Annotated in this window: 22 protein-coding genes and 4 pseudogenes; 5 read left to right on the top strand and 21 right to left on the bottom strand. The window is 47.9% G+C overall.

What is annotated here, in order from left to right; genetic code table 11:
- Positions 1-14 precede the first annotated feature (14 nt).
- The 4 genes from licT to ABRZ28_RS17555 form a co-directional block, all read right to left on the bottom strand.
- Positions 15-851, bottom strand: coding sequence for a BglG family transcription antiterminator LicT (licT, locus tag ABRZ28_RS17570; RefSeq protein WP_150437372.1), 837 nt, complete (start codon positions 849-851; stop codon positions 15-17).
- 206 nt (positions 852-1,057) lie between these two features.
- On the bottom strand, positions 1,058-2,092 hold the full coding sequence (locus tag ABRZ28_RS17565) for a Gfo/Idh/MocA family oxidoreductase (RefSeq protein ID WP_223881672.1): 1,035 nt from the start codon (positions 2,090-2,092) through the stop codon (positions 1,058-1,060).
- A gap of 2 nt (positions 2,093-2,094) precedes the next feature.
- The gene (locus ABRZ28_RS17560) at positions 2,095-3,060 is read right to left on the bottom strand and encodes a Gfo/Idh/MocA family protein (protein WP_150437295.1); all 966 of its coding nucleotides are present in this window, start codon (positions 3,058-3,060) and stop codon (positions 2,095-2,097) included.
- Between the two features lie 43 nt (positions 3,061-3,103).
- On the bottom strand, positions 3,104-4,495 hold the full coding sequence (locus ABRZ28_RS17555; RefSeq protein ID WP_150437296.1) for a PTS transporter subunit EIIC: 1,392 nt from the start codon (positions 4,493-4,495) through the stop codon (positions 3,104-3,106).
- A 654-nt stretch (positions 4,496-5,149) separates the two neighbouring features.
- Here ABRZ28_RS17555 and ABRZ28_RS17550 point away from each other — a divergent pair.
- Positions 5,150-6,092 (top strand): annotated as a pseudogene (locus tag ABRZ28_RS17550) (IS5 family transposase).
- Positions 6,093-8,121: 2,029 nt separating this feature from the next.
- Here ABRZ28_RS17550 and ABRZ28_RS17545 read toward each other — a convergent pair.
- Genes ABRZ28_RS17545 through pilL2 form a run of 6 tightly spaced genes read right to left on the bottom strand, consistent with a single transcriptional unit; the run spans position 8,122 to position 13,144 of the window.
- A complete protein-coding gene (locus ABRZ28_RS17545) occupies positions 8,122-8,820 on the bottom strand; it encodes a TIGR03747 family integrating conjugative element membrane protein (protein WP_150437297.1) in 699 nt (232 codons plus the stop codon).
- The gene (traD, locus tag ABRZ28_RS17540) at positions 8,813-10,924 is read right to left on the bottom strand and encodes a type IV conjugative transfer system coupling protein TraD (protein WP_150437298.1); all 2,112 of its coding nucleotides are present in this window, start codon (positions 10,922-10,924) and stop codon (positions 8,813-8,815) included. Before traD ends, ABRZ28_RS17545 begins: the two co-directional genes overlap by 8 nt.
- A complete protein-coding gene (locus ABRZ28_RS17535) occupies positions 10,921-11,418 on the bottom strand; it encodes an integrating conjugative element protein (protein WP_150437299.1) in 498 nt (165 codons plus the stop codon). The genes traD and ABRZ28_RS17535 overlap by 4 nt, the downstream gene beginning before the upstream one ends.
- Positions 11,419-11,463: 45 nt before the next feature.
- Positions 11,464-11,979 (bottom strand): lysozyme family protein, encoded by a 516-nt coding sequence (locus tag ABRZ28_RS17530; protein ID WP_150437300.1) that lies wholly within the window; start codon positions 11,977-11,979, stop codon positions 11,464-11,466.
- The gene (locus ABRZ28_RS17525) at positions 11,955-12,641 is read right to left on the bottom strand and encodes a TIGR03759 family integrating conjugative element protein (protein WP_150437301.1); all 687 of its coding nucleotides are present in this window, start codon (positions 12,639-12,641) and stop codon (positions 11,955-11,957) included. The genes ABRZ28_RS17530 and ABRZ28_RS17525 overlap by 25 nt, the downstream gene beginning before the upstream one ends.
- 11 nt (positions 12,642-12,652) lie before the next feature.
- On the bottom strand, positions 12,653-13,144 hold the full coding sequence (gene pilL2, locus ABRZ28_RS17520; protein ID WP_150437302.1) for a PFGI-1 class ICE element type IV pilus protein PilL2: 492 nt from the start codon (positions 13,142-13,144) through the stop codon (positions 12,653-12,655).
- 145 nt (positions 13,145-13,289) lie between these two features.
- Between pilL2 and ABRZ28_RS17515 the strand changes: the two genes are divergently transcribed.
- The gene (locus ABRZ28_RS17515; protein ID WP_150437303.1) at positions 13,290-13,535 is read left to right on the top strand and encodes a type II toxin-antitoxin system Phd/YefM family antitoxin; all 246 of its coding nucleotides are present in this window, start codon (positions 13,290-13,292) and stop codon (positions 13,533-13,535) included.
- A 126-nt stretch (positions 13,536-13,661) separates the two neighbouring features.
- Positions 13,662-13,910, top strand: coding sequence for a type II toxin-antitoxin system VapC family toxin (locus ABRZ28_RS17510; RefSeq protein ID WP_223881679.1), 249 nt, complete (start codon positions 13,662-13,664; stop codon positions 13,908-13,910).
- Positions 13,911-14,305: 395 nt separating this feature from the next.
- On the opposite strand, the gene ABRZ28_RS17505 is transcribed toward ABRZ28_RS17510, so the two are convergent.
- The 10 genes and pseudogenes from ABRZ28_RS17505 to ABRZ28_RS17460 all read right to left on the bottom strand — a co-directional run bounded on the left by ABRZ28_RS17505 (position 14,306) and on the right by ABRZ28_RS17460 (position 21,345).
- The gene (locus ABRZ28_RS17505; RefSeq protein WP_150437305.1) at positions 14,306-14,590 is read right to left on the bottom strand and encodes a hypothetical protein; all 285 of its coding nucleotides are present in this window, start codon (positions 14,588-14,590) and stop codon (positions 14,306-14,308) included.
- Positions 14,591-14,811: 221 nt separating this feature from the next.
- Positions 14,812-16,050 (bottom strand): annotated as a pseudogene (locus tag ABRZ28_RS17500) (DNA cytosine methyltransferase); the annotation flags it as partial.
- An 18-nt stretch (positions 16,051-16,068) separates the two neighbouring features.
- Complete coding sequence (locus tag ABRZ28_RS17495; RefSeq protein ID WP_150437307.1) at positions 16,069-16,206, bottom strand: zinc finger domain-containing protein; 138 nt, start codon at positions 16,204-16,206, stop codon at positions 16,069-16,071.
- A 388-nt stretch (positions 16,207-16,594) separates the two neighbouring features.
- The gene (locus ABRZ28_RS17490) at positions 16,595-16,849 is read right to left on the bottom strand and encodes a hypothetical protein (RefSeq protein ID WP_150437308.1); all 255 of its coding nucleotides are present in this window, start codon (positions 16,847-16,849) and stop codon (positions 16,595-16,597) included.
- Positions 16,839-17,708: an integrase domain-containing protein gene (locus ABRZ28_RS17485; protein ID WP_330521008.1), complete on the bottom strand. Its 870-nt coding sequence runs from the start codon at positions 17,706-17,708 to the stop codon at positions 16,839-16,841. Before ABRZ28_RS17485 ends, ABRZ28_RS17490 begins: the two co-directional genes overlap by 11 nt.
- A 493-nt stretch (positions 17,709-18,201) precedes the next feature.
- On the bottom strand, positions 18,202-18,504 hold the full coding sequence (gene proR / locus ABRZ28_RS17480) for a transcriptional regulator ProR (protein WP_094107105.1): 303 nt from the start codon (positions 18,502-18,504) through the stop codon (positions 18,202-18,204).
- Between the two features lie 4 nt (positions 18,505-18,508).
- Entirely contained in the window at positions 18,509-18,862 is a 354-nt protein-coding gene (locus ABRZ28_RS17475) for a type II toxin-antitoxin system RelE/ParE family toxin (protein ID WP_009114532.1), read from the bottom strand.
- 449 nt (positions 18,863-19,311) lie between these two features.
- Positions 19,312-19,518 (bottom strand): helix-turn-helix domain-containing protein, encoded by a 207-nt coding sequence (locus tag ABRZ28_RS17470; RefSeq protein ID WP_094107104.1) that lies wholly within the window; start codon positions 19,516-19,518, stop codon positions 19,312-19,314.
- A complete protein-coding gene (locus tag ABRZ28_RS17465; RefSeq protein WP_150437312.1) occupies positions 19,515-19,976 on the bottom strand; it encodes a hypothetical protein in 462 nt (153 codons plus the stop codon). Before ABRZ28_RS17465 ends, ABRZ28_RS17470 begins: the two co-directional genes overlap by 4 nt.
- Positions 19,977-20,841: 865 nt before the next feature.
- Positions 20,842-21,345, bottom strand: a complete 504-nt coding sequence (locus tag ABRZ28_RS17460; RefSeq protein WP_150437313.1) for a nuclear transport factor 2 family protein — start codon at positions 21,343-21,345, stop codon at positions 20,842-20,844.
- Positions 21,346-21,697: 352 nt separating this feature from the next.
- Between ABRZ28_RS17460 and ABRZ28_RS17455 the strand changes: the two genes are divergently transcribed.
- Positions 21,698-21,850 (top strand): transposase, encoded by a 153-nt coding sequence (locus ABRZ28_RS17455; RefSeq protein WP_150437314.1) that lies wholly within the window; start codon positions 21,698-21,700, stop codon positions 21,848-21,850.
- A gap of 185 nt (positions 21,851-22,035) precedes the next feature.
- Here ABRZ28_RS17455 and ABRZ28_RS17450 read toward each other — a convergent pair.
- Positions 22,036-22,850: pseudogene (locus tag ABRZ28_RS17450) on the bottom strand (IS110 family RNA-guided transposase).
- A gap of 284 nt (positions 22,851-23,134) precedes the next feature.
- On the opposite strand from ABRZ28_RS17450, the pseudogene ABRZ28_RS17445 reads away from it, so the two are divergent.
- A pseudogene (locus tag ABRZ28_RS17445) lies at positions 23,135-23,562 on the top strand (IS3 family transposase); the annotation flags it as partial.
- Positions 23,563-23,593 lie beyond the last annotated feature (31 nt).

Raw genomic sequence — 23,593 nt, 5'->3', positions numbered from 1 at the left:
TTATCATGTTCGACTTAGCACCGGTTATCTTTACGAATCTGTTCGATATGAATGGCAAGAAACATCACTTCTTCTATTGTTAATTCATACTGATAGTGATTCAGCAGATGCGCTTTAATCTTTTCCGCACATTCCCACGCTTGACTATAATTGATTTTGATCGCAGAGTGTAAATTGGTATCGTCATCCTGAACCGTAGAGCGGTTCAGCATCCGTTGCGCAAAGAACTTTAGATGAGTAACAAAGCGATGGTAACTTAAGTTATCCTCTTTATACTCCAAATTGAGCTGATATTTCGTGATATCCAGAACTTCATTTACTATTTGAGTAATGTGGATTACTTCTGGCATTTCATGACCGAGTTGAGCAGTGACCAGATGTAATGCAATGAAGCCCGCTTCATCCTCAGTCATTCTGACGCCAAGACGATTGTCAATGATATCAATCGCTTCAAGACCCAGTTGATATTCTTTAGGATAAAGACGTTTTATTTCCCATAACAATACGTTGCGGATATTGATGCCTTTCTTATGGCGTTCAAGCGCGGAGTAGCAGTGATCGGTAAGTGAGATATAAATATTTTCCTGCAATTCCCCCAGTTTTTGCTTTGATACGTTGATAATACGATCGCATGTCGTCATCACTTCAATAGGAATCTGGCCGAGTAGCTCGCTTAATCTGAACGTGATTTCATCATTTTTTAAAGAAAATATTTTTTCAACTTTTCTGTCATCAAGCATATCGTTGGTTTTTTTTTTAAATCCTATGCCGAGCCCCATAACGACCTGCTCTCGATGGTTTTCGTCCAAGACCACAACGATGTTGTGGTTAATGACTTTGGCAATTTTCATCATAACCTCAGAAAAAATCTGAAAGATTCAGGTTTACCTGCCAATAAAGTAACAGATATGCATGCTAAAATAGCACTTTATTTTTTTAATTCAATATGAAGCAACATCCAGTATTTTCATTCAACTAAGCCGGGAGGTTAGAATAGTCGCATAACGGAAAAATAGGAAATGAAGTGTTGAAAATAACTTCATTCCCAAGATAACGATTATTTTAGGTGAGCCGTTCCTTCCTCCAGGACGGATATTTGCAATATCGTTTGTTCATCAGAAACAAATTTTTCTTTACCACTCACGATGGACTCATAAAGCATATCATAAATACGTCCATAATCGCCTACTTCGGAAGTGACTTTCTCTTCATGATAAGTACCTTCATCATCATAATAAATGATGGTTCCATAGTCGCTGGGATTATCTACGCCAAAGTCGTCGTGATCGGGTAAGTAAAAAAGTTTTAAATGTTCTTCCTGCCGATCTTTTTTCTCTTTGATGAACATTCCGTGTTTGCCATATACGACAAAACTGGGGCGTTCTTTTACTCTGAAGAAACTGGATTTTACCGATACTTTAACAATGCCGTAATATAAGTCAAGATCAAAGTAATCATTCATTCTGCCCTCGCCAAGCAACTGGCGAACATCATAATGAATACGATCGGGATTACCAAAATAAGATAATACTTGATCTAATGTATGACATCCATGACCGTATAGGTAGCTATCGATCTGTGCATAATTTTTACATTGTTCCGGGAAGTAGGGACGATAATAGTCATAGTGCATTTCTACTTCCAGCAGATCGCCTAATTTTCCTGATTCAATGACTTTCTGGGTAGTAAGAAAATCACTGTCCAATCTTCTGTTTTGATAACATTGAATTACTCGATTTTTGTTTTTCGCCAATTCGAATAATTCTTTTGCCTGGCTGGTGGTGTGAGTGAAGGGTTTTTCCACCAGACAATGCTTATTGGCATTAAGAACTTGTTTTGCCAGTTCGTAATGGGTGACGGCGGGCGTACAGATCACAATCAGATCAATATCGGCATCATTTAACAGAACATTGATTTCGTTTGTGTATGTGACATCGGGGATCTCCACCCAGTCTTTTTTCCCTTTATTGGGGGAGTAAATCGTTTTTACATGAAATTTGTCTTTTCTCTGTAATACAAAGGGTAAATGGTATCTATTGGTACTTTTACCATTTCCGATATAACCGACGGTAAGCATCTTATTGCTTTTCATTCTTAATATCCCCCTTTATTGATTCGTGCGGAATCAATAATATCCAAGGCTTGTAAACTGACGTCCAACATAGCATGAGCGCGCTCATAATCCAAATTATCTATGATATGAGAAAATGTTTCAAACTCATAATATAGTCGGTGTTTGTTATCGTTACTATCAATTAACTCCGATTCACCCGTGTTTTTATTCAGAGTGAATGATTTAAGAACGTTCATAGAGCTTTCTATAGTAATATTACCTTCAGTTCCTTGAATCGATATCATAATCGGCGCTTTACAATCTTTTGCGCCAATGCTGGACACTTTGAATTTACCATAGTCTAAATAGAGAATCCCGCTGGTGTCGACGCCTTTCTCTACATTTGAAAAGTATTGCGATGCTTTTGGCGAACCGAATAATCCAATAATGGAATGTATGTTATAAATGTTCAAATCCATTAATGCGCCGCCATGCTTTTGCGCATCGAATGCTGGATGAATTATACCTTTCTTGAAATCTGCGTATCTTGATGAGTACTGGCTGTAATTAAATTGAGCGATTTTTATTTCACCCAATATCTTGATTTTTTCTTTCAGTAACGTAAATGCAGGAAGGTAATGAATATTCATTGCCTCAAGAATTATCAGGTTGTTAGCCTGAGCGATCTGTTGCATTTCAATAAGCTCGGATTTATAAGGAACAATCGGCTTTTCAATAATGACGTGTTTTCCTTTTTCCAGCGCTTGTTTTGCAAAGACGAAATGTAAATGATTCGGGAGAGCGATATAGATAGTGTCGACATCGCTCTGTAGCAAGCTGTTATAGTCAATAAAAACATGCTCAATTCCATAGGCATCGCTTAATTTACGACCTTCTTCAATCGTGGCTTCTGTTGCCAAAATAGCGACTAATTTGATATCCAACTCGTTGACCGTGGTCAGTAAATCATTAACGATCATTCCGGTGCCGATAATTCCAATTTTCATAGATTATCTCTGCTCTTTATTTAAAAATCTAAATGGATTTTCATTAATCTTCAGGGTCATTCCATCCCAAAACTAATGTCATGGTAAAACATAGTATGAAAGACATTACCGCCGCAGTTACCGCGTAAATTAAATTGGCATACTCGCTGCTTTTCATAAACATTAATATCGCTACCAAAGAGGGCACGCTGAATGCATATGCTTTAAGTGACACCACACCGATAAAGATACCCGTTATCCCTGACCCAATCATCGTTGCAATGAAGGGCTTGCGAAGTTTTAACGCCACGCCATAAATAACGGGTTCGGTTATGCCGGATATCGCTGCGGTGATGAATCCGGAAATCGAAATGGCTTTCAGATTGGTATTTTTAGTTTTCCAGGCGACGGCCGCACTGGCGGCGGAAAATCCGATATTTACCGCCAACATGGCCGGTAATACAATGGACTCGTGTCCGCTTGTTCCCATTGAGCTAATCATATAGGGCACCATCGCCCAATGCATGCCGGTAACGATAAAAAACGGCAATACTGCTGAAAAGATACCCAACGTCAGCCAACTGAAACTTCCCTGGCTGGCCGAAATAATTACCGACGCGATCCCCGAGCCAATAATATTTCCCAATGGCGCCAGCAGAATCAATGAAACAGGGACGCAAACTAGCAGTATCAACATGGGTTTTAAAATTGTTTTAGCCCATCCTGAAATATACTTATCGGCAATAGGTTCTATGATAGATAAAAACCATACGATAAGAAAGGCGGGAATAACTGACGAAGCATAATGCGAAGCTACCACAGGAATGGTTAAAAATGACGAATTCCCTTGTGTAAACATCGAAATAAGATCAGGATGAATAAGAATACTCACGGTGGCGACTGATAACAACGGGCTGCATTTCATCCTCACCGCAGCCGAATAGGCCACCATGATAGGCATAAAGTAAAATGCCGTATCACTGATAATGCTGAGGATCTTGATCGTGGGATATTCTGTCGATATATTGAATAAGTCCAAAAGCAGGATAACTATCTTAATCATTCCGCAGCCAATAAGCACCGGCAGCAGGGAGCTCATGGTTCCGGTAATAACATCAAGGATTGCGTTGCCAATTTGTTTGATTGACAACGATTTGCCGCGTTCTGATAGGTTTTCTTTTGGCAGGACTAACTGGTCAGCATTATCATTTACTGATATTAATTTCATTAAATCGGCGTAAAACCGAGATACATCCGTCCCAACTATTATCTGATATTGTCCGCCTCGGCGGGATATCCCCATTACGCCTGCGATATTTTTAACGCGTACATCGTCAATTGTATCGTCATTTATTAATACAAATCTTAAACGTGTCATGCAATGGGATAGTGAAACAATGTTCTCGACTCCACCTATTTCACGCAGTATGGCTGATGTTGAGTCCACCGTTTTCATAATAAAAACCCGCCTTTATTTTTAGGAAAAAAAAACCTGATTTGGCGAAATTCCTATTGAAATAGAAACTTCGCCAAATCAGGTTTTGCCCGCTATGCAGCCACAATCCGCTTTGCAGTCACAATCCACATGTATAATTTAATAAAAAACTGGTATTGACAATGTAATCAACACAATATTGTGATCAAGGTCTCATCACTAACTGAATATATGTAGATATCTGACTTACATCGATGTGGCTTCCGTGAAGGGCGTATTAAATAACTTAGTATATTGTGGTGACGACGCTAATTAATTGAATTTTATTGAAAATGAAAGATTTTAGGTTGAATGTGGAGAAGCGTATCTTGGGTCACTGTAGAGAACACATCCTGATTTTTGCAATCTGTATCAGATGAAGCCTTATCGGAATTTCGGGGGATCATGACGTAATCACAGAAACAAATCTGTGGACTTCGATTTACTGTGTTGATGGATAACAGGAATACTCGCCTCCTTCGCTCGCCGGTCAGTCTCTATAGCTGGTCGTTCATAACGATTGGAGTGCCATTCATATCGAAGGAACGACATAAATATTGCGGCTTAGTTGAATAAATCGAACTTTTAGGCAATTGGCGGATCTTATCACGAAAGTCGTTTCAACAGTGGGCTGCCATGGCAAAGCAAAAGTTTAAAATTTCCAACTGGTCTGCCTACAACAATGCGCTCAGGCAGCGTGCCTCCCTGACTGGGTGGCTCGTGCATGGACTGATTGTGCTCACCCTGAAGGTCGTGGCCGACCGTTTCACTACACCGATATGGCCATCACAACGGTTCTGATGTGTTTAACCTTTCGCTCCGGGCATTACAGGGCTTCATTGACTCTATTTTTAAATTAATGACCTGTATTATGTTGCCCGGATTACTCTCTGGTCAGCAAACGAGCAAACGAGCAAACGAGCAAACGAGCAAACGAGCAAACGAGCAAACGAGCAAAGGGCGTCAATATCAGTATAAAAATGCCTACCCGTGGCGAAATCTCCCACCTCGACATTGACGCCACCGGACTGAAAGTCTTCGGCGAAGGCGAATGGAAAGTCAGGCAGCATGGGGCTGACAGGCACAGAGTATAGTGCAAGCGTCATCTGGCCGCGGACAGTACAACGCATGATATTATCTGTGCCGATTTATCGCTCAGCGGTACGACAGATGCGCAGGCACTGCCGGGACTGATTAACCAGACCTACCGGAAAATCAGGGAAGCATTAGCTGACGGTGCTTATGACACCCGTTACTGTCATGATGGGTTGCTGAGGAAAAAAATCAGGCCACTTATTCCGCCACGAAGCGGTGCGCACTACCGGCAGACAAGTACCAAGAGTGTAACCGCGCCGTGGCGAATCAGTATCTGAGCGGCAGTAATGATACCTGGAAAAATAAAGCTGGTTATCACCGGCATTCAGTGGCAGAAACGACGATGATTCCGAATCAAAACCCTCTGGGCGGTCATCTGAGCCTGCGGGATTATGACGCGCAGGCAGGCGAAGCGATGGCAATGGTTAAAGCGCTTAACCGGATGACGTTGTTGGGGATGCAGGACAGCGTCAGGATCGCATAACGAGTGCATCGGTGGGAACCCTGCTGTTGGCTGGCTCTGAATTATTCAACAAAGCCAGATATTGCATCAATTTTCTCGGAACAGCCATCAGGTAAATCAGAGCGTTGTTTGTTACGCAGAGACATAATTGCAATACGTTTCATGAATATGTGATGTATCCAACCATAGGATAATATCTGCGGTCGGAAAACGTAGATCGAATGTTCTGCGATGATAACTACTTTCACATTTCCAGCGAGAATCTCTTATCACTCTGCTACTGAACTTACTTGCCATTAGTTTAGGCCAATTTTGCCCTCATGTCGCGATGGATCTCTGGGGACCGGCCTGTTTTCCCCTATTTGGTGCCTAATGAAGATCTTCCAATTTATGCATTTTATAAAATAACAATACGTTTTTTTGGGGGGAGCAACGTTATGAGTAGGTTAGTTGAAGAGAAAAGTCCAGAAAGGAACTTGTGTTTTCATGATGTAGTCATTCGTTGTCGCCAAATAAAAAAGGTGTATTACAAGGAGAACAATACCTGAATAATAATTTTCCTTTGGTTTTTCTTGTTGTTATTAAATTGATGATATATGGAGACATCTTTAATGTCAAATGTATTCGATGTATTTTTGTATATAACATTGTCCTTTATGAGTTTCATTACCTCATTAATTTTATCTTGTATTGAGTTGTTCTCAGTTACGTGAATTCAATGCTTAAGGTGAAAATGAGGAAAATCAATATCAGGCCTCTCTTTCCAAAACGAAGGTGGAACACTCTAGTCAGATAAAAAACCATAATGAATGAATTGCCCTCCACGTTTTAGTGCATAAGATGTGCACATAGCATCATATCCACCCACACAATCAAGTACGGCGTCAACACCATCTGATTTTTTATTTAATTAAGTTCATTATAGTAGTTCCTATTGCCAAGTATTATGATGCTGTAGACTGTGTAATTATTAATAAAACCTTTTTCAGGCCTATGTCTTATGATGGTTATTTGGTTTTTTTTCATGCAGTTGGCGATGCGAATAAGCATTCTTCCAATCGATGAATTAGCCGCATTAATTATAAGATTTACGTTATCTCTAAGTGGTAATCTTTCTGACGTGATTAATAATGCTGTCATGGAATTAATATGACCGATAGCTGCTTGTTGTTCTGATATATCATTGGGGATAGAAAAAAAACATTTCGCCTAAATATTTCTACTGGTTTGCCAGGCCCCCATGCTGCCAATAGGTAATATGAGCTATTTTATATTTAGATCCGTTGCCGATGAACCAATATTACTGATTCTACCTACCCCCTCAAAGCTAGGAGATAAGTGGGTTTATTCTCGATTTATATGCTCAGAAAATAGTGATTAAATCTGGTGAATTAATGGTGAAGAATCATTCTCACTCGTTCCATATTCGGTAATATATCTTCACAGTTACACGTTGATTCTATTTCCCGGGGTCTCTTACAATCGATCTTGTATACTCTTCTCTATACATATTAGTATCCTCCCTCATATGTTTGTTGATTTTATCATTTGCTATAGTATGGCGGAATAGTCTTTTTATAAAAATCTGGTTGTTATGAATAGTAGGATACTCATTATTATATAATTCAATCTATTGGTGGTGATTATTTCTTATAATCATGTTCTCTGATGTTGAATATTTTGTTATAACTGGTATTGTCAGTGTTTTTATATGAAATATCCACTTCTATATATAAGGTGTGTTGGATTTTTTTTCGCCAGAAAATAATGGCTCATCGCCTAATCCGGTTAATAACCAATTCAAATGTTATCATCTTTCCAGTTTCATCTGTAGGCTATGTTTATTTGTTTCGGGAAATTGTTGCCTGGAGCGGATTTCTGTTGGTGTGTGGCATTTTAATAGAAATAGATTGTAAGTTAGATGTTTCTCATGTTTGGTGCTCGCATTATATTAAATAGCTTCGCATAATAGCGCTACACATGTAGATCATAACAGGTCTCGCACGATTAGACGTGAAGCATCAAGGTGAAAGTTATTTTATTTAGATGTTCACATGTATTTCTTAAACGCCCCCACTGTAATTGAAACCGTCACCCCCAGCAGAAATGCCGCCGGCAATAAAATCACGCAGGGATTGATGGAGGACGGCAATGAAAGATAAATCATCCACGCCAGAAAAAACGTCGGGATAATGGTTCTTTTGGCGTGATGATAGATAAAGCCGGACTCGTATCCACAGCCGAAACGGCGAATATCACGACGCACCAGTCCGTCAACGATCCCAGTCAGCGCCGCGAGGATAAAGAGTAGAGAGGTTAATAGCAGAATAAATACTCTCAGTACAAAGGTCAGCGTGATATAAATCGTTGCTTTGACATAACTGTCTAACCAGTAAAACCAGTCGCTGTCTTGTTTATGGCGTAGCTGTTCCAGCCAGGGAACGAATCCGGTATCCATAAATACCCACTGCCATGTTTTACCCAGAATAATATCCAGTTGGTTCACCGGATCCGACATTAGCAAACTCCGGGTGACATTTTCCGCAAACCAGTTTAATTCCGTCTCCATCATTATACGGCTGTGTTCCGCGCCTTGTTCGGACCAAAGAAAAGCGATCCCCAGCCATTCAACAATCAGGCTGAAAAACAACGAACCGATAAGCGCTGCGCAGATCTTTCCCAGACTCGACAACAGCGTGGAAAGTACTCCTTTTGGGTGGGCAACAGGCTGGTTCGGGGTCTCACTCATCCATTCCTTCCTGTAGTGTGGACAGCAAATCTGCATGATGGGGGACGGTATCGGGGAGTGTTGCGCTATTCCACCATTGCTCCCCGGTACGATAACTAGCTTTCATATATTCCGTCAGTTGCAGGACACTGTCTGGCATAAAGGTGTCGTCAATTGCTGCGGGTAGCGGCATCCTGATTTTCCATAATTGCCCGCCTTCCAACAGAGCGAAAGCTTGTCCTTTCGGAAGCTGGATCAATGCAGCCGGGTCGATAAGCGGCACGCTGACGGCACTGACGCGATCCTGAGTATTGCTGATAAAATCCGATTCATGATCGGGATTGGAGGAATCAGTGACGCCCGAGATGACCGTATTGGTCAGCACGTCCACATTGTGTAACTGCGCGGTCATCAGCTCTGCAGTGGCGGTTTCGCGCACGCGCAGCATGATCAGATTGTTGAAGTTGCCGATAACCTGCCGGGCTTTTGCCGCATTGCCGAGACGAGCTTCAATATCACTCAGCGTTTGGGTGTAAGCGGTGACCTGGATATTTGCGCCGCCGCCTTTGTTAATCAACGGAATAAATTCATCGCCCATCAGTTCGCTGAATTCGTCGCAATGGAGATTAATCGGGACTTTTGTCTGGCTTTCATCCTCAGGCAGGCCATCATTGACGCCGAATTTATAAATATATCCGGCAACGCTGACCAGATCGGCGAACATACTGTTACCCACGGCGGCGGCTACGTCGGTATCGGATAATGCGTCCAGCCCCACGTACACAATACCGCGCTTACGGATGATCTGCTGCCAGTCGAATATCGGGCGGGGATCGTCCAGATCGCTGTACGAAGGGGCCAGTAATTGCGCCGTTTTCCCGGTAGTCAACTTTTCTAATAACGGCAGTAATGAGGCCACGATTTTATCAAAATACGTCTTATCATAACGCACCGCTGAGCGCAGACCGTCCAGAATGGGATCATAGAGCCGTGTTGCGGCCAGATACTGCTCCAGCGCCACGACATAGTTATCCCGACCCTGTAGATTACGCGGCGTATTTTTGTCGGTCACTTTCCCGGCTATCTGCGCAATAACATCCCAGGCTTTGGGTTCATGTTTTGGCAGGTAATACTGCGCATAGCGGATAAACAGATCGTCGATATTGATAACGTGCCGGGAGATTTGCAGGTAGTCCGGTCGATGACCCAGTTCAATCAGGGCGCGAGCGATAATATTTACAAATCGCCACGCAAACTCTTTAAATGCGGCGCTATCCCCCTCGCTGGAAAGCTGTCCGGCGATACGCCCGGCCACTTCAGAGATACGGCCAAATCGCCCGATGGCGTTATAGCGCGCGCTGATATCCGGCCAGCCGAGATGGAAGACGTAAAATTCATCTTCGCGACCGGCGCGTTTCGCTTCAGCGTAAGTCCGGCGCAGTAAATCCGCGTCACCTTTCGGATCAAAAATGATCACGACCTCGCCACGGCGGATATCTTGCGTAATAAACAGTTCTGCCAGCCGGGTTTTGCCCACGCGGGTGGTGCCCATGACCAGAGTATGACCGACACGCTCGCCCAGCGGCAGGGTGACGTCGGTTTCATGCAGTTCGATGCCGTGCAGCAGGGGGCTGCCGCCAACCGGGGGCAGCGGGCGTACCGGGTTCAGCCAGTGGTTGTGGGAGAGACAGCGTCGGACAATAGGAAATGGCGCATCGCAGACTTTTTCCAGTTTCCGGGCCTGTTGATACAACCAGTGAGGATGCACGTATTTGGAGACTTCCGGTCGTCGGCAGGTATGCAGGCGCTGGGTGTGTTTTTGCTCCCAGCGAAATCCGCGTCCGATAAACAGCAGGTGGCGGCTGACCGGCACCCGATCGCTGGACATTACATAACACGGCAGCCGGCGAATATTGCGTCGATAGCGCAAAATGGTCAGCCCTTGCCGTCCTCTGAATCCGGCAAACAGCAGAAAGCCCCCGGCCAGCGGATAGCTGACGGAAGGCGAGAGCATCAGTGACCACGGCGCGACCAGACAGATGGCGCCTGCCGCCAGACCCGCTGCGGCGCTGTAGAGTTCCACTGCCGGACGCAACAGGGTTTCGATGACGTGACGGTCGCTCATTGCGACAGCCCGGACGCCGTGATGAGCACCGGATACGCAGCCAGTTGCAGACGCTGCGCCAAATCGTCGCCGTTGACGGGGAGCAGCGTAAGATCGCCCGCTTTTTCACGCAGTGCGCGTAAACGTTCTGCGGACGCCACGCTGACGACCAGCCCGGTGGCGTTCAGTGATGTCAGCTTCGTTTTGTTTTTACCCAGCCATTGCACAGAAAGGGGGTCGTCGCCGATTAAAAACAGCGGTGTCATGCCCGGCAGCGACAATCGGCGCGGTGTGACGGGGCCGGGATGCAGACGTGAGGAAAGAACGGGGAAAACGGCTTCCGGTAAAGGAACAGGAAGTGCGGAAGAAGAGGCGGGTGCGTCCGGTTCAGGCGCAATGGCGCTGAATAGCGGGGCGGTGGATTCGCCGCCAAGATCGGCGATGACGATCGGTGACGCGCCAGCCTGAAATGTGGTAGCAAGCAGAACGATGGTTGGGGAAAAGGCTTTCAGCATGGCATGAATTCCTTATTTTCTGATTTCATGAGTTCATGGCGGAGATTACAGGTGACGGAAAACCTGCTGGCGATAGCGTTGCGCCGGTTTTCCGCCTGCCGGGCGGTGGTAGCGTCCGACGGCTTCGGGCCAGCTCTGCCATTTGTCGTAGTGGCGGCGCAGCAACGTAGCGGTGAGGTGCAGATTGGGATACGGCGCAAGCGCCTCACAGGGATGGGAAAAATGGTGGCCGTTCCAGCCGAGATTGATTTGTCCCAGTCCGGCATCAATGCGCTTTGGGCTGGTGGTGCGCAGGAACCGGTGCAGGGCGGCGCAGGCTTGCTGTCGGGTGGCATAGCGGTAACCTTTTCCAGCTACGTTGAGCGTCCATGGCCATGGTCTGACGTCCTGCGCCAGGCGGGCGCCGCTTTCCGTCAGCGCGACGGCGTAGAGAAGATCAGCCGGAACCTTGTTCAGCCAGGCGACCTGCCGGTAGCCATAGGGAATATCCGGCGCCGCATGGACGGACAGCGCGAACGGCAGCAAAAACAGGGATATCAGGGTGTGGTAACGGGCAGCCATGCGTCCCCCCGGCGTTCGAGTACCGCAGGCATTTTCCCCTGGCCATTTTGCATCCAGCGCCCGCCGTCATGGTTGAGGGTAATTTCCCTGCGCTTCACCCGCGTAATATCAATACGTTTGCTGATGGCCCAGCGCCGCAGGCGGGCATCATCGTTGTTGCTGTCGACCAGATAGAGGTCGAGCGGATGGTCGGATTGAAGCAGGACGCTGAGCCGGGTATCGCAGGCCGGACAGTTTTCCGACACAAAAACCGCCAGACGGCTGTCTTCATGCGCAGTCGGGAGCGAGGCTGCGGCTACCGGCAGCACATCCGGGAAGCGGCGTTTCCACGCAGCGTCGTAGGCGCGTTGAAACGCCAGCTCTTTTTCCACCCGCTGAAACTCTTTTTCGACCAGCAGGTCGGCGTATTTACGGCGCTCGGCATCGGTGGCGGCCTCCACGCCGAGTGTGGTGAGCGGATCGAGATCCGGCGACCAGATGCCGCGTTCGCCGCGTTTGAGTTGTTCGTAGCGCGTCCATTCTTCCGGCGTCAGTCCCCAGCGTTGTGCGCCTGAGAGCGTGGACAACGGTTTTTCAGCGCTGCGGGTGGTGTCCGTGGCGGTTTCGGTGGCGGCCTGCGCCAGTGGTATGGCGCAGGCGAACAACAAGGGCAGGATTTTCATGTCGCCTCCCGTCAGCTCATCAACCGGTCGGTGGGCGCGCGTTGAAAACAGACGGTGCGGGTCACTTCATCCGTGTTCATAACCCATGCCTCTCCGGCAATCACCCGGAGCGCATCGTCTATTCGCATTGGTCCCATTGAACGCTGGATATCGGGCAGGGGGCTGGCAAATAGCTGCCGCGTGTCACGGGTCACGGGCAGACACAGTCCGTAGCCGGTGCCGGAAAGCCAGGCGCGCAGCGCATCGCCTCGGGTGGCGGTCGGCCGGTTTTTCTTTGGCGCGGGAAGGGCATGGCTTGTCACCTGACGCAGTGGAAATGTCAGTGTTTCATCCGGCGTCAGACTGACCAGCGTGTATCGTGCGGTATGCACGACTTCAATGGGCGCGGGAGTGGCGGAGATGCTCTGGGTGTGGGTTTCGGAGGGCGTAACGGTGGCCGTCTTTGCTGTACAGGCTGACAGGATAAGGATTACGGTGATGGGCCATAAACGGGATTTCTTCATGATATGCTCCGGTAGTGGGAAAGGCCGGGACAGAATGAAAAAAAACGCGGGGAAAAGCGGCAAGAAACTAAAATCCTGACGTTGGACATTTTATCCTTTGAACTAAACTAATATGACTTAGTCCGTTAGTTCGTCTGGAGGTATTATGCAAACAGTGAACATTCATGAGGCGAAAACCCATTTGTCCCGGCTGGTTGATATGGCCGCGAAGGGGGAGTCCTTTATCATAGCCAAAGCCGGTAAGCCGTTGGTCAAAGTAACGGCATTGAGCGCGCCGGAGCCTCAGCAGGAAAGGCGGTTAGGGTTTATGGCGGGCAACATCAACGTGCCCGATGACTTTGACCGGATGGGCGAAGGGGAGATTGAGCAGCTTTTCGGCGGTGACAAATGAAATTTTTACTCGACACCCATGTGTTGCTGTGGGCATGCCGGAAAAACTGTCTTCATCAACAGCGAAGTTGCTGGGTTCGCCGGAAAATGAGCTTTTTTCAGCGTAGTCAGTCTTTGGGAAGTCGTCATTAAGCGCGGGCTGGGACGTGACGATTTTCAGGTCGATGTGCGATTGCTGCGCAGGGGGCTGCTGGATAATGGTTACAGCGAATTACCTATCGCCAGCGAACATGTTGTTTCGGTCGAGAGTCTGCCTGCCGTTTACAAAGATCCTTTTGATCGTCTGTTGGTGGCGCAGGCGACAATGGAGGGCATTACGCTGTTGACCACCGATGCGCTGGTTGCACGGTATCCCGGCCCAATACAGCAAATTTAGGCGACGTCTTTCACCTGTAATGGCTATGGAAACCTTTACTGAATCATTATTTTTTCATGTCATGACGCATCATAAGAATGACGTCCGTTAAGACGTAATGGGGTTACATTACGGGATATACGAATTCAGGATTGATTTTGCGCAGCGAAGTATTCAACGCATAATGGATGCGCCGGTTGCTGTTTTAAGAGAACGGGGAATTAGCTTTCCAATAATATCGTCAGGCATCCAGCTTTCAATAATCACTATGCCGGCGCAGCTGCGCAGCTGCGCAGTTGAGCATGACGTACAGCAACTTCCTCTATGCTATTGATGTTGATCGTGGTATCGCTGCCACATGATTTTTCCATCGTTGCTCCTCAGGTGTTTATGTTGTCGAAGTCATGACGGCTATTTCACTTATACCACCATGTATCAAATTGTTCGGCGAAATTTGCCGCCTGCTGGAGATCTGCACCGAAATGTTGTGTGAAATAACCTTCGGGCGTGGCGTAATTTACCCTGCAGCCATTGTTATGGCACTCCATTACGGCTGCGTTGGTCTGGTATTTTTGGGCCAAACGAATGAGATCATCAAGCTGGAAGCCATGTTGCAGCGCGGTGACCAGCATGGTCTGTACCGCCTGCATTTCAATATTGTACAGGCACTGGGTCAGGTTCTGGATGTTGGTGTCGGTCATGGGGGCTCCCGCAGGGATAATGAAAAGAGGATTTCCGGTTTGCGCTCTCTGCTTGGAGGAAATAGCAGAGATAGGGACGCTGTCAGCGACAGCAGACTGCCGGCGTAGTGAATCTATTCCGGGAACAACGCTGAATAAAAAACTCACATTCGGTTAAATAAGAAAACTGCCTGCTTTCGGCAGGCGGCTTATTATTAAAGAGATGCTGACAGATAATTACTGATCCGTGCTCCCAGCCATTTTATAACCGGAACCGGCATTGAATTGCCCAGCGCTTTATAACGCGGAGAATCTGGACAGTCCTGCGTCGTTTTCCCCCTCCAGGGAATACGCGTGTACTGATCGGGAAAGCCCTGCAAACGTTCATACTCCACAGGCATCAGGCGGCGAACCGCATATTCACTGATGACGGCATGCAGGGTATGCGACGTATTATACAGGGGGTAGCACAATTCAGCCGAGAGGCCCGTATGATGCCCGCTATTTTTTGGGGTACGATGAATAATATTGCTGGCAATACAGGTCGCCGGAAAGACAACCAGATCATGCGCATCTTTATAATCGCAGGCATTACAGGTGCTGCTGATAGGGCTGGCTTTGTATTCACCTAATCGCTGTTTGTTATAGACGATCGCGGACATGCATTTCTCGTCAGTACCTGCCGCAGAGGTTGGGGTAATCGTCGTCCGGACGCATCTGCCCGGCGCAGGATCCCTGCGCACGCTCGGTAACTCAAACAATATTTCGGCGGGATCGACGTGTTCTCCAGCACTTGCGATAACAAACAAACGCTTGCGGCGCTGGGCGAGTCCGAAATGTTGGGCATCGAGCACTCGCCATGCAATGGCCCTGTGGGCGCCATACACACAACCTGCGCGGGGCCATTTGGGAATATGCCGACGGTATTTTTTCGACCAGCGCCAGAATGCCGAAGATTTTTGCGGCGTGGGTGGGAGACCGGGTCTGAATGGTATATCCGTGCCAGCCAGTCCGGCAAGGAAATGCCCAAAGGCGTTGGTGGCGTCACTGAGGACTCCGGGAACATTTTCCCACAGGATGAGTGCGGCATGTTTATTGTTCTCCTCTCGTTTAACATCAATGGCGTCAGCCAGCCGGATATACGCCAGAGTAAGTTGTCCACGCGGATCGGCCAGACCCCGTCTCATGCCGGCCACGCTGAAAGACTGGCAGGGTGTGCCTCCAACCAGAATATCCGGGGCGGGAATATCACCACTCGCGATCCTGTCGGCGAGCAGCGTCATGTCGCCGTGATTAAGGATGCCGGGCCAGCGATAAGCTAATACTGCAGAAGGAAAAGGCGCTATTTCACTAAACCAGAGTGGTCTGAAGTGCAGGTTCTGCCATGCAACACTGACAGCTTCAATGCCACTACAGACAGATCCGTACGTTAATGTATTGTTTAATGTCACTGTTCCCCTCCGTATGGCTGGGATGCTCATGGCATTCGGTTAGGCAGCTCAGTGGCTGTGGGTGAAGTGATTGATGGTTTTACAACGCGGACACTTGATATGAAGGCTGGAGAATGGACCTGCAAAGGCCAGCAGGCGCTGACATTGCCCACACCGCAGGGGGTGTTCAGTTTTCTTTTCCGTCATGACTCCTCTCTTCGATAAGGATATGAAGTTGCATGATGAGACCATGCAGAGAAAAGAGGTACTAGAAATTCAGACTGCCGGCGCGATAAATATGGAAAGCGCCCGTTAAGGGCGCTGACAGGTGTTTGCCTGGAAATATAAGTGTAATAAATTCCCGGATATGATCTTACCAATCATACCGATCCGCATATGAGGAAGCTCACATGGAAATGATGCTGTGGTGGTCGGATTATCTGGACATCAGCCGCGAAGGATATGTCGCGCCGTATATTTTTGCGCGACAGCATAAGGCCGCGGGTACAGCCTGGCGGTTAATTCTCTGACAGGAGCAGATCCTGACGAACGGGATCTGCTTCTTTGCTTTCTGAAAGGTTTTACCTTCGTATTTTCAACGATTAATCGGGAAACGTCTAAAATTATTCCGGCAGAATATTTTTAGGTCGTTACCTATCAATACGGGAAGTTTTTTAAAGGAAAACTTATCGTCATAGCGACGATAAAAAATCTGCACCATAGGATGGTTTTCTGCCGACACGACACTGCGCCAGAACCCGATATTCCGGCTAACTGCACCAGTTGCCATCCGTCGGGAAAACGCAAGGTTGCACCAGAGACAAGAATCATCCATCGTTTCAACACCCATAAACCTGCGCCACATAACGCCCGCGCCCGTCGCCGTGGCCCAAATCCATCGCCGTCAGCGCCAGCGCCTCTTTTTCACTGAATCCCTGCGCCAGATAATGACGAATGGCATCCTGCGCCCAGGCGTAGCGCAATGAATGCGGGGAATATGCGCCGGTCAAGCCGATACGCGACGCCTGACCGTGCCAGTATTTCATCGCAGTTTTCAGGTCGGGCCTGTCAATCAGCTTGCCGTTGCGGCTCTCTGCCACAGCCAGCGCATTTTCCAGCGCTTTTCTGACTGCGCCAGCATCCAGAATTACCGTTTCGCGAGGCCGTCCGCCTTTAGTGCCGAACACCACGGTAAGCCGGGTTTCGCCGCGCTCCAGCGCCTGTTTCCACGTCCTGAGCGATTGCGCACACTGCACTGCTTCCTGAGAGCGCAATCCCATCAACCTTGAAAGCTCCAGCGCCGCTGCCATCCCGGTGTTTTTTTCACGAGCGGTTTCCAGCGCCTGCCGGTAATGCTCCGCAGTAATGGCCTGCCGGGTGCCGTTACGGGATGCGCCGGATAAGCCGAGAGATTTATTGGACAGCCGTTCACTGGTGGCTAATCGATCACGCCCGGCTTGCTTCAGCAGACAGCGGAGCGCCGCCATTTCGTTTTGCAGGCTGCGTTTCTTTATGCCCTGCTCCAGTCGTTCCCGAACGTAATTCTCAATATGTCGGGCTTTCAGTTGCTCCACCCGGCGGATCTGCACATTTTGCGCCAGTAAGCGCTCACAAAATCGCTGCGCCAGCGCCATACGGTCATGAACGGTTTTATGACTGCCACCCGCCTGCCGCGCCAGCGTTTTCATTTGCTGCTCCAGAAAACTCATGTTCTCTTCCCCCCTTTCATGATTGCCGCAACTCCAAAATCTGATACAACTTTTCCCCGGCGCGTAGGCCGATAGCCCTGAATGATGGGTCGGGCTGCGAACGATACCTGAGCGCCGGGGCGGCAGCCGTTGAGGTATTGCGGGGCTTCGGTTGTGCTCTCTGAGCAGCCGCCAGCGTTAGCTGGTTATCCCCCGGATCGTCCTGATCCCCCTCCGGTATCGGTTCAAGTTCTCCTGTGAGTGAAAGTTGGTTGAATCACGGTGTCAGAATCCCGCCGTGCGTTGGCGCAGTTGAATTGTCTGGTGCAGTAACATGGCGCTGGTGCGTCACTTTCCCGCTCGGCGCGGTTAAAGTGACGCACTGGACTGGCGCAGTGAGTGAAAATTGAAATTTTGGTGCAGGATTGCGGTCACGCGACAGCAAAGCCTACGTCAATGCAGGCCGCAGCCCGTTATAAGGGAGCTGACGCTCCGGTTCAGGGAGCGTCAGTATTTACAGTACAAATCCGTAGTGAGAACCATCCGGCAGTTCAACATCAAGGCGCAGTTTGCCGCCGGTCGCCTCAACGTAACGTTTAAGCGTGGACAGTTTCAGGTCGCGGCCCGGTTTTTCCATACCGGCAACGGTAGGCTGCCTGATGCCCAGAGCCTGCGCCATTTCAACCTGTGTTTTTTGCACTATCTCACGCAGTTCGGCAAGGTGGATGTTGAGCAGGATGTCCGCCGCCATCGCCTGAGCGTCGGCCACGACTTCCGGTTTTTCATCCGCAAGAAGCTGTTCGAGCGTTCTGCCCATCGCGTTACTCCTTATCATCTAATGTCTTCAGATAATTCGTGAATTCCCGGTCAGCAACCGGGATCATCTGGTCATAAAAACGTTTTTCATTGCCGACCTTGTTACCGCCGCAAAGCAGAATGCCGGTTCGGTAAGGATCGAAGGCGAAAAACACCCGTATCGGATCGCCCCGGCTCTGAACGCGTAGTTCTTTCATGTTGCTGTAGCGAGAGCCTTTAATCGTATCGGCATAAGGTCTGGGCAAACCCGGCCCTTTTTGCCGCAGAACGATAAGCGACGCCAGCACGTTGGTTCGATCGATGGTACTGAGTGAACTGAACCAGCCGTCAAATATGTCCGTTGTTTTAATCGTCCACACAGGACCTCCTTATTAATATAGCGTAAAGCCTATATAGGTACAAAGCGATAATGAAGAGACTGAAGTCGCCCAAGGCGAAATGCATTCCTCTTTACCGGGAAACTAAAGGCGTATTCCAGTCATCATTACATGTTGTGTAAATGCGTCGTCGCTTTGCGGCGCAGGCCTCAAAAACAGCGGGAAGGTGAAGCAGAGTAGAGAATGACCTTAACCGCAATGCGGTCCGGCATTTTCAAAGGTTGATGCCGGTAAAAAGGCGACCATCCTGATACATCAGGCGCTTCTCTCAGGTCATGAAGCATTTTGTGCCGGTGGGATATTACTGCTCAGCACAAGGTGCAGATAAGAGAAAACTGTTTTTCCCTTTTAAAGGATTATTGGTCGATTTTTGGCAATCTGATAAACAGGAAACGGCGCAGAACCCGTATCGGATCTGCGCCGGTGGAACATCAATGGTAGCGAGAAGGCCAGATTTGCTCAGGCGCGACGCCCAGCGCTTCAGCAATCAGCCTTTCCCCTTTGGGCCAGTGTTTTGTCAACGCATTCGCCAGCGTGGAAGAGGCCAACCCTGCGTTACGCGAAACCGCTGCCATCGACGTTCCGCGCTTTTTCAGCGCCGCAATAATATCGGCGGGATGCCAGTCCTGTTGGTTCATGCGGTCACCTCATCAATGCATTTCACGCCGTCAGCAGTGCGTATCCAGCGCGGAGCTTTCAATTCAGCGGCAAAGTAATCAACCAGTTCTGCCAGGAGCCAACACAATTGTTCTTCCGCTTGTGGCGGAAACATCCGGCAAAGCAGAAGCTGAGTCAGGGTAAAACAGTAATCGCAAAGCGTATCCGCATCAGGGGCAAAACGAGGAGAGTTTGTGGGCAAGGTATCAACGGTCAGACTGTCTATCAGGTGAGGCGGAATAGGATCGCGCAGGCCCGGTTTTAACAGCGCAAGCGCGGCGGCGAGCCTTCCGCACAGTGCCATTTTTAGCGCCGGATCGTAGCTTTCTGCCTGAGTCTCTGCGAGCTTTTCGCAGCGGTCTGCCAGTACGGTGAAATCCGTGGCGGCGCTGAAAGGAACGGTAAGTAACGGGTGAGTCTGGGTGAGGATTGTAGCCATATTGGCAGCCTCCTGTAACGGGTAATAAACCCACCACCGAAGAGACCAATCTTGTGGGTGGTGGACTGGACGGAGTTGGTCTTACCGGCGTTACAGGAACCGGCGCATCTTTCGATGCCCCCGCCCAGCCCACCATAATTCAATAGTTGTGCTGGATTTACGGTATAAAAAAAGACGCAAGGCGCGTCATATACCGCCTGTAACAATTCGGGAGACCAATCCCGGCACCTGATTTTGCAGATGCGCTTAAAAGATACTGCTTTCTGTTAGCAGTAGCAAGCGGGGTTTTTAGAGATAGATCGCAGAAAATAAAAACGTTATTGATGAGTCTATAACCAGCTAATAAATAACGGTTTGAGTGACGATGTAGCCTATCAAAAATATAAAAAAACGCTCATAATACCTGACGTCAGGTTCTCTGTGTTTTCTTGTTACTATGTTTTTTTTGATTGCTGCTCATGTTCATAAATGTCGATGGCTCTATATGCAAATATTCCTTACAAGAAATTAATAGTGACATTTTGAGTTTTTTTGAGGATCTCTGTGTAGCCAGAAAGACAGATTGGTGACATTATCATTCATTCAAATAAAAAGATACTTATGATTATAATAAAAATATGAAATATTAGTTCTGCAAGAGCAAATGATTAAGATTATGGTGTCCGGATTTGCGGAACAGATTGAAACATATCCCGAACTGAACGATTTCATCTCAATACAGAGCTATACAGCTTTATCTTATGCGGCACACTTAATTGTGTGCGATGGTTTTCCGCAATTTCCAGCGTTGAATAATATACTGCGCGATTATTTAAAATGATTATCCAGCGCTATTTCCGAGGAGACAATAACGCTTGTCCGTACATTAAAACATGCCGTTCTGGTTGGCACTGGTTTGCGGCACGGGCTGCACTACGTCCCAATGTTCTACAATCTTCCCGTTGTCAACGCGCAGGATATCGACAACAGCATTTCCAGTATCTTGCGGATCGTTTTTAGCGAAAACATGCAGATAGACCAGATCGCCGTCGGTCGAGGTGCGAATGATGTGGCTTTCAGCATTCGGATAACTTGCAAAATAGTCCCGGAGCGTGGTTATAAGCGCTTCCCGGCCTGTCGCGATGAACGGATTATGCTGGATGTAATCTTCGCTCAGATATTGATACGCCAGATCCACATTGTGGTTGATTAAAACGGCGGTATAAAACTCAATCACCAGCGCCCGGTTTTGTTCTTCCTGAGCCAGGTTTCTTTGACTGCTTTGCGTTAACTCCGTCGGGGCAGGTGACTGAGCTTGCCTCTGGGTACAGGCAGACAGCGACATCGTCAGGCAGAACACGCAAGCAATAACAATAAATCGTGGTTTCATCTTGTTCGCTCTCCAGTTCGACAAAAATATCGGCTTTCCTACCGGAATCATACCAGCATCGTGGCCAATTCCGTCGTATATATTTGGCGGCGTCTTCCTGTCAGGATAGAAAGCCAAGCCTGGTCAGATGGTTGACGGGGGAATGTACGTTTTCTTCATGGTGCGAAATTCGCCATGACCAGGTGTCCGAGGCCTACTTCGGTATAGATACGCCGTGGGGGCCCATAACCGGGAGGCTGGGCGGGACTCATCAATTCATCGATGGCGGCGTTGCGGCGCACACCTCGGTGTGATCTATCCTTGATTTAGCACCCATCTTGTTTTCAAATCAATTAACGAAAGCGAGGTCACTATGGCAAGACAACAATATACCCCGGATTTCAAGTGCAGCGTCGTGGCATTACTGTTCGAAAGCGGTAAATCCGTTGCGCGCATGGCACAGGAGTTCGATATCAAAGAGAACACATTCTACATCTATGGACTATCTCCGTTTTGCAAGTACTGAATCTAGTTTTGGGTTGTTGCTTACATCTATCCGGCATAAGGAAAGCCTGTGCCCAAATGGGTAATCCGCACACAATCTCCTCAACAACTGGACGGCCTCTAAGGCCAGTGTAAAAATCAGGTTCCGATTGTGCAGGTGCAACCTGTCACCATTTATCAGTACGCAGCAACTTTTCTGGCTGGGTATTAACTTCCGGCTGCTTGATATTCGGTATCATTTCTCAGCATCGACCAGATTATTCTCGCGTTCTTGTTAGCTAGTGCCACTGTCGTTTTATTAAACCCTCGCCGTTCCTTTACCCACTGATGCTGATAGCCATCATTGTTATTCTTGGCAACCCATGGCGCCATGAATAAAAAGTGTCCGTAAATGCTTGTCGTCTTTTTTAGTCATATTCATTAGCACTTGCCTGTCGCCACTTGAGTGCTGTCGAGGAACCAGACAAAGCCATGCGGCAAAGTGACGACCATTTTTAAATTCAGTTCCTTTGCCAATCGCGGCAACAACAGCCTTGGCCGTTTTAGGACCAATACCTTTAACTTTGGCAATGCGCTGACAGGCATCTGATTGCCTGAATACAGCATCGATTTCTTTATTAAAAAAGTTTATATGACGCCCAATATAGTTAAAGAGATCATAGAGTTCTGCAATTGTTCTGCGTATTCTTGTACTGAGTCCATTTTCTGCATCGTTGGATGCATCAGAGACACTGCTATGGCCCGTGTTTCATTACCGTCATTTTTTGCCCACGGATAAAGGGTTTTACATATGAAGGGTTGATGACCTTTACTTTATGCCCCAGTTTTTCAAACTCTCGCTGCCAGTAAAATGCCCCTGTGGATGCTTCAATGGCAATCAAACAGACCGGAATATTAGCCACCGTCTGGAGTAATTCTTTTCGGCCGATACGGTTTGAATAAACCGGCTTACCGACCTGGTTTAACCCGCAGAGCTGAAAGACATTTTTAGCCAGATCAATACCCGGAAATATGATATTCATGGTAACTCTCCTGCTGAACGTATTTCGTACAGTTAACCGCAATGGGGGAGGAGGTAGTCCATCCCATTGACTGGAAAAAAACGTTATCAGGATCAGAAGGATGTTGCTTTTTCTAATTCGCCCCACCTATCCGAACAGAAACGAGGAATTCGCCGTCTTATAAGCCAAAATTTCCGAACTGGAAGAGGATAAACCTATCCTGAAAAAAGTGGCGGTGTTCCTGGCGCGGGAAAGCTGCTGAGATACGCTATGGTCGCTCAGTTACCAGCTTTCCATGCCGCAACCTGTGGACGGCGGAAGGCTGGCTGTATCTGGCGGTGGTTATCGACCTGTATTCACAGCGGGTGATTGGGGAGCGATGTCGGAACTGATGAAAGCGGAACTGGTGTGTTATGTGCTGAAAATGGCGCTGTGGCTGTGGGAGATGCTGCGCGGAGTGATAGTGTACCCAGTACTGTTCCCATGACTATCAGGAAGTTATGAATGATAATGGTCTGACATGCAGCATGAGTGCTAAGGGGGGCGGCTATGACAACGCCTGTGCGGAAAGTTTTTTCCATAGTCTGAAAGTGGACGCTATCCACGGGGGAACAGTTCAACACGCGGGAGAAGATGAAATCGACGGTATTCGACTATATTAAGATTGATGACAACCGGCATCGGCGATATAGCCGCCAACGGCGTGCTAAGCCCGGTGCAATTTGAAAAGAAACCTCGCTTAAGGCGATGTCCACCGTTACTGG

Origin of the sequence: Brenneria sp. g21c3 (assembly GCF_040240345.1) — a bacterium.
Lineage (GTDB): Bacteria > Pseudomonadota > Gammaproteobacteria > Enterobacterales > Enterobacteriaceae > Brenneria.
The sequence above is the reverse complement of the archived record's forward strand: the minus strand, read 5'-3'. Positions and strand labels throughout refer to the sequence as shown.